Origin of the sequence: Rhizobium sp. BK312 (assembly GCF_014193605.1) — a bacterium.
GTDB lineage: Bacteria > Pseudomonadota > Alphaproteobacteria > Rhizobiales > Rhizobiaceae > Rhizobium.
In genome coordinates, this window is the sequence record NZ_JACHZP010000004.1 from 547,101 (window position 1) to 556,650 (window position 9,550).

10 protein-coding genes are annotated in these 9,550 nt (G+C 60.0%); 4 read left to right on the forward strand and 6 right to left on the reverse strand.

The window, feature by feature from the left end:
• Position 1: 1 nt before the first annotated feature.
• The 6 genes from FHT85_RS14795 to FHT85_RS14820 form a co-directional block, all read right to left on the reverse strand.
• Positions 2-943 carry an ABC transporter permease gene (locus tag FHT85_RS14795; RefSeq protein WP_112411116.1) on the reverse strand — a complete coding sequence of 314 codons (942 nt, stop codon included), beginning with the start codon at positions 941-943 and terminating at the stop codon, positions 2-4.
• On the reverse strand, positions 940-1,989 hold the full coding sequence (locus FHT85_RS14800) for an ABC transporter permease (protein WP_112411115.1): 1,050 nt from the start codon (positions 1,987-1,989) through the stop codon (positions 940-942). Before FHT85_RS14800 ends, FHT85_RS14795 begins: the two co-directional genes overlap by 4 nt.
• A complete protein-coding gene (locus tag FHT85_RS14805) occupies positions 1,979-3,505 on the reverse strand; it encodes an ABC transporter ATP-binding protein (RefSeq protein ID WP_112411114.1) in 1,527 nt (508 codons plus the stop codon). Before FHT85_RS14805 ends, FHT85_RS14800 begins: the two co-directional genes overlap by 11 nt.
• Positions 3,502-4,926, reverse strand: a complete 1,425-nt coding sequence (locus FHT85_RS14810) for an amidase (RefSeq protein WP_112411113.1) — start codon at positions 4,924-4,926, stop codon at positions 3,502-3,504. Before FHT85_RS14810 ends, FHT85_RS14805 begins: the two co-directional genes overlap by 4 nt.
• Before the next feature lie 15 nt (positions 4,927-4,941).
• Entirely contained in the window at positions 4,942-5,928 is a 987-nt protein-coding gene (locus tag FHT85_RS14815; RefSeq protein ID WP_112411112.1) for a BMP family protein, read from the reverse strand.
• Positions 5,929-6,124: 196 nt separating this feature from the next.
• Positions 6,125-6,706: a TetR/AcrR family transcriptional regulator gene (locus FHT85_RS14820; RefSeq protein WP_112411111.1), complete on the reverse strand. Its 582-nt coding sequence runs from the start codon at positions 6,704-6,706 to the stop codon at positions 6,125-6,127.
• 68 nt (positions 6,707-6,774) lie between these two features.
• On the opposite strand from FHT85_RS14820, the gene FHT85_RS14825 reads away from it, so the two are divergent.
• The 4 genes from FHT85_RS14825 to FHT85_RS14840 form a co-directional block, all read left to right on the forward strand.
• Complete coding sequence (locus tag FHT85_RS14825; protein ID WP_112411110.1) at positions 6,775-7,206, forward strand: VOC family protein; 432 nt, start codon at positions 6,775-6,777, stop codon at positions 7,204-7,206.
• Between the two features lie 115 nt (positions 7,207-7,321).
• A complete protein-coding gene (locus FHT85_RS14830) occupies positions 7,322-7,528 on the forward strand; it encodes a KTSC domain-containing protein (RefSeq protein WP_015342748.1) in 207 nt (68 codons plus the stop codon).
• A 164-nt stretch (positions 7,529-7,692) separates the two neighbouring features.
• Positions 7,693-9,003 carry an MFS transporter gene (locus FHT85_RS14835; protein WP_112411109.1) on the forward strand — a complete coding sequence of 437 codons (1,311 nt, stop codon included), beginning with the start codon at positions 7,693-7,695 and terminating at the stop codon, positions 9,001-9,003.
• 380 nt (positions 9,004-9,383) lie between these two features.
• The coding region (locus FHT85_RS14840) for a GntR family transcriptional regulator (RefSeq protein ID WP_183774167.1) at positions 9,384-9,550 on the forward strand (167 nt) is incomplete at its 3' end.

The window sequence follows — 9,550 nt, forward strand, 5'->3', positions numbered from 1 at the left end:
ATTATCTTTCGCCACGGCGATAGGGTTGCATCAGCGCCTGTGGCACGCGGGCACGCCTGCTCATGACGGCAAGGGCGACGATGGACAGGATATAGGGCGTCATCAGGAAGATCTGATACGGCACACCCTGCACCGCCGTCTGCAGACGCAGCTGGAATGCGTCGAAGAAGGCGAAGAGCAGGGCGCCGAACAGCGCCCGGCCCGGCCGCCATGATGAAAAGACGACAAGCGCGATGCAGATCCAGCCGCGGCCCTGCACCATGGTCGGAAAGAAGCTGTTGAAGGCGGAAAGCGTCAAGAAAGCGCCGCCCATGCCCATCAGGGCGCTGCCGACAATGATCGCGCCATAGCGGATCTTCATCGGGTTGAGGCCTTGAGCCTCGGCCGCATGCGGGTTCTCACCCGTCATGCGGATCGCAAGCCCCACCGGTGTGCGAAAGATGAGGTAGGCCATGACGAGCGCGACCAGGATTGCGAAATAAGTCGGGGCGGTCTGCGTGAAGAGAGCAGGGCCGATGAAAGGCAGGGTGGAAAGCCCGGGAATGGCGATCGGCTGGAACGGCGTAATGGTCGGCGGCGTCCCGGCGACGGGAACGATCAGCCGGAAGACGTAATAACTGAAACTGGATGCAAACAACGTCACACCGAGACCCGAAACATGTTGCGACAGGCCGAGCGTCACCGTCAGGGCCGAATGCAGAAGCCCGAAAATGCCGCCGGCGATCGCCGCGATCAGAAGTCCGGTCCACAGATCGGCGCCGTGATAGACGGAGAGCCAGCCGATCATCGCGCCGAAGGTCATGATGCCCTCGATACCGAGATTGAGGACACCGGCCCGCTCGCAAAGCAGCGCACCGAGCGTGCCGAAGATCAAGGGTGTCGCAATCCGCAACACGGCAGCCCAGAGCCCGGCCGAAGCAATGATATCGACAAGCGTGCTCATCGGCGGATCCTGTACTGGGTGAAGAACAAGGCGATCAGCATCGTCAGCAGCGACAGGGCGACCGTGACGTCGGCGATGTAAGTGGGGATGCCGAGGCTGCGGCTCATGCCGTCGGCGCCGACGAACATGGTTGCGGTGAAGATCGCCGCAAGCACGACGCCAAGTGGGTTGAGGTTTGCCAGCATGGCGACGACGATGCCGGCATAGCCGAAGCCGGGAGAAAGATCTGTCGTGACATAGCCCTTGACACCCATCACCTCGATCGCGCCGGCAAGGCCGGCCAGCCCGCCCGAAAGGCATGCAACCCTGAAGAGCGTTGAGCCGAGGCGAACGCCGGCAAAGACGGCGCCTGACGGATTGAGGCCTGCTGCCCGCGACTGCATGCCGAAGACCGTGCGCGACTGGACGAAATAGACGACCGCCGCAATGACGATTGCAATTGCAAAGCCGATGTGGAGGCGCGACCGCGCGATCAGTTTCGGCAGCATGGCGTGATCGGCAAGCGCCTGGGATTGCGGCCAGCCGAACGCCGTCGGGTCCTTCAGCACGCCGTCAATCAGCATGGAGACGAAGAGAACCGCGATGAAATTCAGGATGAGGCTCGTCACAACCTCGTCGACGGAGAAGCGCAGCCGCAGCCATAGCGGCACGAGGATCAATATCATCCCGGCGAGCGCGCCGATGATCATCAACAGCGGAATGAGGATCGGGCCGGGCAGCCCGGCAAGCATTTTCGACCCGAAGGCCGCAACGGCAATGGCGCCGAAATAGAATTGTCCCTCGGCGCCGATGTTCCAGAGGCGGGCACGAAAGGCGACCGCGGCGGCCAATCCCGTCAGGATCAACGGCGTCGCGCGGGTCAGCGTCTCCGTTGCCGAAAGCCTGGAGCCGAAGGCACCGAGCAGGATCCGCCGATAGGCCTCGAAGACCGGCGCGCCGGCAATCGCAATCAGGATGCCGGCGAGTGCGAGCGCTGCGATGATTGCAAGCAGGGGAGCCAGGGTCATCATGTAGAGTGGGCGGTGCTCGCGCCGTTCAAATCGCATGTTCGGTCCCGCTCTTGTCTTTCCATTCTCCGGCCATCATCAATCCCAGCAGGCGCGCATCGGCCTCACCGGCATCGATCGGTGCCGAAAGGCGACCGCCGACGATGGCCTGGATGCGATCGGCTAAGGCGATCACTTCGTCCAAATCCTCCGAGATCAATAGAACGGCGGTGCCTTGCCGGCGCGCTTCCAGAATGCGTCCGTGGACGGCGGCAACGGCCCCTTCGTCCAACCCGCGCGCTGGCTGGGCGGCGATCAGGATTCGTGGTCGTTCATGGAGATTGCGGCCAAGGATCAGCTTCTGCATGTTGCCGCCAGACAGCAGCCGGGTGCGGCTTGCCGCACTGCCGCCGCGCACATCGAATGCCTCGATGATCTCCTGCGCGAAGGCCACGCCGGCACCGCGGTCGACCAGACCATGCTTCGAATAGGAAGACAGGCGCTCGAGTACGGCATTCTCCCAGATCGCCATTTCGCCGATCGCACCATCACGATTTCGGTCTTCCGGAATGCGACCGACGCCGGCCTCGATGACCGCAGCCACATCAAGATCGCCGACGGGCTTATTGAACAGAAGAAGCTCACCGGAGGAACGGTTTGCGGTGCCGGACAAGATCTGCCCCAGGCTCGCCTGGCCGTTACCCGACACGCCGATAATGCCCAGAACTTCACCGGCGCGGACATGAAAGCTGATCTTCTTCAAGCGCTCGACGCCGCCGCTTTTGAGCGTGATGTCGCGGGCTTCAAGCGCAATAGCGCCGGGGATGCTTTTCTCGCGAGTTGGGCGCGTGACGCGATGTCCGACCATAAGTTCGGCAAGCTCGGCCTTGCTGGTCTGAGATGCCTGCCTTTCGGCTGCAACCTTGCCGCCGCGCAGGACGACGATACGGTCGGCCGTGGCCATGACTTCATCGAGCTTGTGGGAGATGAAGATCAAGGATAGGCCTTGTGCGGCCATCTGTTTCAGCGTCGAGAAGAGCTTTTCTGCCTCGATCTGGGTGAGAACGGCGGTCGGCTCGTCGAGGATCAGGATGCGCGCATCGTTGTAGAGCGCTTTCAGGATTTCCACCCGCTGCTGCTCGCCGACCGAGAGATCGCCGAGGCGGGCATCGGGGTCGACCTTCAGGCCGAAACGTTCTGAGATCGCCAGAAGCTTGTTGCGGGCCGCCGTCATTTGAGATGTGAGCGACCACAACCTCTCAGTCCCCGTCATGATGTTTTCGAGCACAGTCAGGTTTGGTGCGAGTGAGAAATGCTGATGCACCATACCGACGCCAGCCCGAATTGCGGCGCGCGGCTTGCCCTTTGGCAACTCCACATTGTCGATCAGGATGCGGCCGGTATCGGGCACATAGTGGCCGAAGAGGATGCTCATCAGCGTCGTCTTGCCAGCGCCGTTTTCTCCGAGCAGGGCAACGATCTCGCCCTTTGCCAAGGACAGCGAGATATTGTCATTGGCGAGGGTGCTGCCGAAACGCTTGCTGACACCTTCGATGGTGAGAACGGCTGTGGTCATGTCGCGAAGCCTGCAATCGGGAAGCGGTGTTGCCACCGTTGCTCGGCCTCGAGCGCAGATGCAAGCTGCAGCAACAGCTTATCCTCGCTCATGGGCGCCATCATCTGAATTGGCAGCGGCAATCCCTGCGTATCTTCACCGAAGGGAAGCGTGATCGCCGGGAAGCCGGATATGTTGGCGAGCGAGGCAAGAGGCGCAAAGGAGGCCATGCGCTCGAGGTGCAATTCCGTGTCCGAATGATCCGTCGGAAAGGAACCGATGGGGCGCGGCGCCGAGGCGAGCATGGGCATGACGACGACATCGACCCTGTCGAAGATTTCCCACAGAGTGCGGCTTGCCCTGACGGCGCCATTAAGCGAGCGCCAAAGGACTGTTGCCGGCATGGCGCGTCCGCGCATGATGAAGGCTTGCGTCATCGTCTCCACGAGGCGCACGTCCAGTTTGAGATCGTCAACCAGGCCGGCGATATTGACGGAGATGATATCGCCAAAGGCACGCGCGCTGGCCTGGATGGCACTTTCCATCTCATCCCAACGGATGGATATCAGCGCGCTTCCTTGGCTTTCCAGGAACCTGGCCGCTGCTTCTACCGCTTGGGCACGATCCGACTCGATAGCGTAGTGCCGCCCGGTATCGGTAAGGAGGCCGACGCGAAGTTTGCCCGTCTTGGCCGTGTGTTGAGCGATGTCCGCGTACGGCCCCCTTGTCCTTCCCCGGACAACATCGAAGATCGTTGCGGTGTCGCGCACGGAGCGGGTGACAGCGAGTTCGCTGGCGATGCCGCCGAGATGATTGCCGAAGGAGGGACCGGCGGGCACGGCTCCGCGCGTTGGCTTCAGCCCGACAAGGCCGCAGCAGGCGGCCGGCACCCGTATCGAGCCGCCCGCATCCGTCGCATGCGCGATCGCCACGATACCGGTGGCGACTGCGGCCGCGGCACCACCTGACGAGCCGCCAGCGGTTCTGCTCGGATCCAACGGATTTCGGCAGATCGGGCCGATTGCCGGCTCGGATGCGAGTGAGAAGCCGAATTCCGGACTTGTGCTCAAGCCGAAGACGCAGAGGCCGGCATCACGAAAGCGCTCTGCCAAATCGCTGTCAGCGCCTTTGCCGGCGCGGGCGAACAAGCGAGAGCCAGCGGTCACCGGCAGCCCCGGGAAGGGGCCGCCGAGATCCTTGGCGACCGTCGGCACGCCGGCAAAGGCGCGCCGCGCAAAGTGCTCGGGATGCACCGAGGCCTCCTGATCCAGGGCGAGCGCTGCCGCGAGCCCTGTTTCAGGATTGACATAGGCAATGGCGCCAAGCCCATCTTGCTCGGCGCAGGCATCAAGCGCAGCCTGCATGGCATCCACGCAGGTAAGCGTGCCGGATTTGATGGCGCCAGCTAGCTCCGTGGCATCGGCGTATGATGGGCTGCGCATGATCGCGCCACGCAGTTACTTCGGCTGATCCGCTACCTTCGGCACTTCGAAGGTCCCGGCCTTGATGTCGGCGCGGACCTTCTCCATTGCAGCTTCGGCCTCTGCTGGTGCGATGCCCTTCACATAGACGATGTCACTGCCGCCTTCCTTCATGAGACCATAGGCCGTGTAGTTGCGGCCGACCGGTTTGCCGGCGGCAACGTCGGCGATCGCAGCATTGAGAATGGGACGGAAGTACCACATCGCATTGGCAAAGACGGTGTCCGGGTAGCGTGGCGTGTAATCGATCAGCGATCCCACCGATTTGATATGCCGCTCCTTGGCGGCATCCGCGGTGCCGATGCGCTCACCGAAGAGAATGTCGGCGCCGGCGTCGATCTGCGCGAGACCGGCTTCACGTGCCTTCGGCGGGTCGAAGAAGGTGCCGATGAAGGAGACGAGATGCTTGCAGTCGGGATTGACCGCTTTGACGCCGGCGGCAAAGGCGTTGATCAGCATGTTGACTTCGGGGATCGGGATGGCGCCGACCGAGCCGACGACATTCGACTTGGTCATCTTGCCCGCCAGCATGCCGGCGAGATAGGCGCCGTCATAGTTCCAGGTGCCGAAGACGCCGAAATTGCTGCCGGCAGCCTCGCCGCTGGAGCCGAGAACGAAGGCTATATCCGGGTAGTCCGCAGCGACCTGACGTGCTTCCTTTTCCACCGCATAGGCCTCGCCGATAATCAGTTTGTTGCCCTGTTCGGCATATTCGCGCATGGCACGCGGATAGTCCGTGCCCGAAACGCCCTCGGAAAAGACGTATTCGATAACGCCTTCCTTGGCGGCATCTTGGAGCGCCTTGTGAAGACAGGAATTCCAGGCGTTTTCGACCGGCGAGGCGTGAATGCCTGCCACTTTGAGCGGCGCAGCTGCGCGCGCAGCCGGCGCAAGAGCGCTGACGCCGAGAGCGATGCCGGATGCAATGACAGCGCGGCGTGACAGTATGATTTCATTGGTCATTTTTTAGTTCCCCAGCTTTTTGATCAATTGGTAAAAATCATATGGGGAGGCTAAAAATGTGTCAAGCGACCCGGATGCTCAAATAATGTGCTGGGTGGCCGATATCCGCTTGTTGCCGGTGGCTTCAGGCAGTCGGCACGGTCGCTATTTCATCGCTTCAGGCGCAACGATCTGATGGGCTTGGCGAGTAAGCACTTCACTCTGCGATCCGTTCGATCATATGGCCGATCGCCTCGCGGTAGCGGTCAACATCGCCGCCGGCATCGATCGCAAGGGCGGCCCGATCGAAGGCGGCCGATAGAATGTCGGCAAGCGCGTCGACCGGAATGCCAGATTTGCGGCCGTGACGGAGAGCTGCTTGCAATCCCTGTCTGAGAGTGAGGGTTGTCGTCTCCTCGTCCAGTTTTTTCATCTCCGTAAAGCCCAGCACCGTCGGTCCTTCGATCAGCAGAAGTCGAGTGCGACCATTAACCCGCATGGCATCGAGATAGGCGTTGCTGCCGGCAATTAACGCGTCGCGAGCAGGAAGCTGCGCCGGCGTCGCTTGCTCTATGGCTCGGGTGACCGCCAGCGCCTCCTGTCTGACGACGGCGCGGAAGAGCGCGCGCTTGTCTTCATAGTGATGATAAAGCGCGCCGCGGGTGATGCCGGCTGCTGCGACGATCTCCGGCGTCGATGTTTCAGCATAGCCTTTCTCCACGAACAGGGCTCGTGCCGCGGCGATGAGAGCAGCCTTGGTCTTCTCGGTTCTTTCACGATTGGAGCGCGAATCTTGCATGCATGCAGCCTGTATGTTATTTGAAAAATACAGGCAGATTGTATGTCTTTTTTGGAGAGATGTGAAGCATGAGGGCAACGAGCTATTATCCGGTCATCATGACCGAGCGGGTGGAGGAGACGGCCGCTTTCTACATCGCGCATTTTGGATTTCGGGAAAACTTCGCGAGCGATTGGTATGTCCATCTGCAATCAGCTGAAGATAGCAGTATCAATCTCGCCATTCTGGATGGCCGGCATGAGACGATCCCGTCGCAAGGGCGTGGCCGGGTAGCCGGGCTGTTGCTCAATTTCGAAGTGGAAGACGTCGATATGGTCTACGACCACGTGCGGGAAGCTGGATTGCCTATTTTGTTAGCGATCCGCGACGAAGATTTCGGTCAGCGACATTTCATAACGTCCGATCCGAATGGCGTCCTGATCGACATCATCAAGCCGATACCGCCAAGCGCCGAGTTCGCAGCTCTTTATGCCGAGAGCGCCTTGCCGCCGGGCCAGTAAGATGTTGAGCCCAATCGATAAAATCGAGCAATACAACTCTATCTTTGATTAACTAGGTCGCTTCACCCAATATTTCGCTTTTCATGCGACAAAGCCGGCAGAGGTAAGGTGACCCATGCAAGAGCTTCCGGTTTCGTCAAAAATCATCAAATCAGTCTATTTCCGTCCGGATGACGGACGGCTTTATATTCGCTTTAAAAATGGTGAGGAACGTCAATTCACCGGCGTTCCGCAAAAGGCAGCGATTGCCATGGTAAAGGCGCCGTCGCCCGGCCAGCACTATATCGAGCATATTCGCACGAAATTCGAACGCGTCGCCTGAAGCGCAGCCTACAGCCTACACGCTGATTGGCATTTTCGCTTTGAAAGTGCCAGTTCGTTCGTCTTCCGTCACGAAGTCGAACGAGCTTTATGTTTCAGCGCATTGATAAACGCTGAGTTGCGCTATCTACATCGATCAGAACCATCTCCCAGGGAGGACGCGGCGTGATTGATGAAAAGCAGCTTATATCCAAGATCACCTGGAGGATTATGCCCTTCCTGGGCATCCTTTATCTGATCGCCTATATCGATCGCCAGAACGTCAGTTACGCAAAGCTGCAGATGGTCGGCGATCTCGGCATGAGCGAATATGCCTATGGTCTCGGCGCGTCGCTGTTCTTCATCGGTTATTTCATTTTCGAAGTGCCGAGCAACCTGCTTCTCGACAGATTCGGAGCGAGCAGATGGTTCGCGCGCATTCTGATATCCTGGGGCGCAGTCACGGTCGCTCTGGCTTATACGCAGAATGCGACCATGTTCTACATTCTCCGTTTCCTGCTCGGTGCCTGTGAAGCCGGCTTCTTTCCAGGCGTTCTCTATCTGCTGACCCTCTGGTATCCATCTGCCTATCGCGGCAGGATGGTCGGGCTTTTCATGATCTTCAGCGCCTTTGCCAACGCGATCGGTGCGCCGCTCGGTGGCGTGCTGCTGGATTTGAATGGGCTCTATGGTATTGCCGGCTGGCAATGGGTCTTCCTGGTGACGGGTGTTCCCGCCATTCTTGCCGGCTTCATCACCCTGTTTTATCTGCCGGACCTGCCGTCCAAGGCGCCGTTCCTTGACGATACGGAAAAGAAATGGCTGAAGGACCGGCTTGCGGTGGAAAATTCGGGCATGGAGCAGAGCGCCGCCGATGGCTTCAAGGCGCTGATCAATCCGCGCGTACTGCTGATGGCGCTTTGCTATATCGGTTTCCCGCTTGCCGCTTACGGTCTCAGCTACTGGCTGCCAACCATCGTCAAGAATTTCGGCGTCAGCAACACGACGAACGGCTTCCTGAACATCATTCCATGGCTTCTTGTCGCAATCGCTCTTTATGCCGTGCCCGCGGCAGCAGACAAGGCGGAATCCAAGACGCCCTATATCGTCATTCCCGCGCTGGTCGGTGCCGTGAGCCTTGTTCTGTCAGCCGTTATCCCGGACCATACGCTGCAATTTGTTTTCCTCTCCATTGCGGCAGCCGGCATTTTTGCGGGCCAGCCGGTGTTCTGGAGCCTGCCGTCGCGCTTCCTGCAGGGAGCGGGTGCGGCAGCGGGTCTTGCCGCGATCAACTCCGTTGGCAATCTCGGCGGCTTTATCGCCCAGAACGTCGTCCCCTGGATCAAGGATTCCACGGGAAGCACGATCGCGCCGATGTTCTTCCTGGCGGCCTGCCTGCTGGTAGCGGCGCTTTTGGTTCTAGTGGTGGGGCGCATGGTGCCGCGCACGCCACGCCCGGAAGATTTCGGCAATTCAGGTGCAGCCCGAATCAAATGATTGCGCTCATCTGAGCAGAACATTCTTCGGATGAGAGGGGCGGTCTGATGGCCGCTCCCGGGAGGCGTCAGCATTGACGTCCCAACGCTCGGCGATGTTCTACAGCACCTGGGTAAATTCGGGCTTCCAACGACGCGGCCTGCCAGAGACAGGGCCGCCATTCTCGCCATAATTCCCAAGACGGCGCGTCTGCTCACGCGCGGGGAGGAGTTTACCTCGACCGATGCGACCGGCTCCCGTCCCGTCGCCATGCACCGCGTCGCGACCATATTACATTCTCAGATAATTACAATAGTTGACAGATTTATACAGATTTAGTAGCCCTGTCGCGTAGGAAATGCGCTATGGCTGTCGCTGGCCAGCCTTCACGAAGGACGATGATGAAACTCTCTGTCGCCAACGATTCCGGTGGGCGCGCGCCGCGCTTCGGCGACATCATCTATGAGAGGATTGTCGCGATGATTGCGGATGGAACCTTTCCTGTGAACGAGCGGTTGCCGGCGGAAGCCAAGCTCGCGGAAATGTTCGGCGCGTCACGGCCTGTTGT

Excerpts from the sequence above, each read along its gene's own strand:
- FHT85_RS14830 (WP_015342748.1), top strand. The coding sequence starts at position 7,322 with ATGCAAGAGCTTCCGGTTTCGTCAAAAATCATCAAATCAGTCTATTTC.
- FHT85_RS14805 (WP_112411114.1), bottom strand. The coding sequence starts at position 3,505 with ATGACCACAGCCGTTCTCACCATCGAAGGTGTCAGCAAGCGTTTCGGC.
- FHT85_RS14825 (WP_112411110.1), top strand. The coding sequence starts at position 6,775 with ATGAGGGCAACGAGCTATTATCCGGTCATCATGACCGAGCGGGTGGAG.
- FHT85_RS14810 (WP_112411113.1), bottom strand. The coding sequence starts at position 4,926 with ATGCGCAGCCCATCATACGCCGATGCCACGGAGCTAGCTGGCGCCATC.
- FHT85_RS14795 (WP_112411116.1), bottom strand. The coding sequence starts at position 943 with ATGAGCACGCTTGTCGATATCATTGCTTCGGCCGGGCTCTGGGCTGCC.
- FHT85_RS14815 (WP_112411112.1), bottom strand. The coding sequence starts at position 5,928 with ATGACCAATGAAATCATACTGTCACGCCGCGCTGTCATTGCATCCGGC.
- FHT85_RS14800 (WP_112411115.1), bottom strand. The coding sequence starts at position 1,989 with ATGCGATTTGAACGGCGCGAGCACCGCCCACTCTACATGATGACCCTG.
- FHT85_RS14820 (WP_112411111.1), bottom strand. The coding sequence starts at position 6,706 with ATGCAAGATTCGCGCTCCAATCGTGAAAGAACCGAGAAGACCAAGGCT.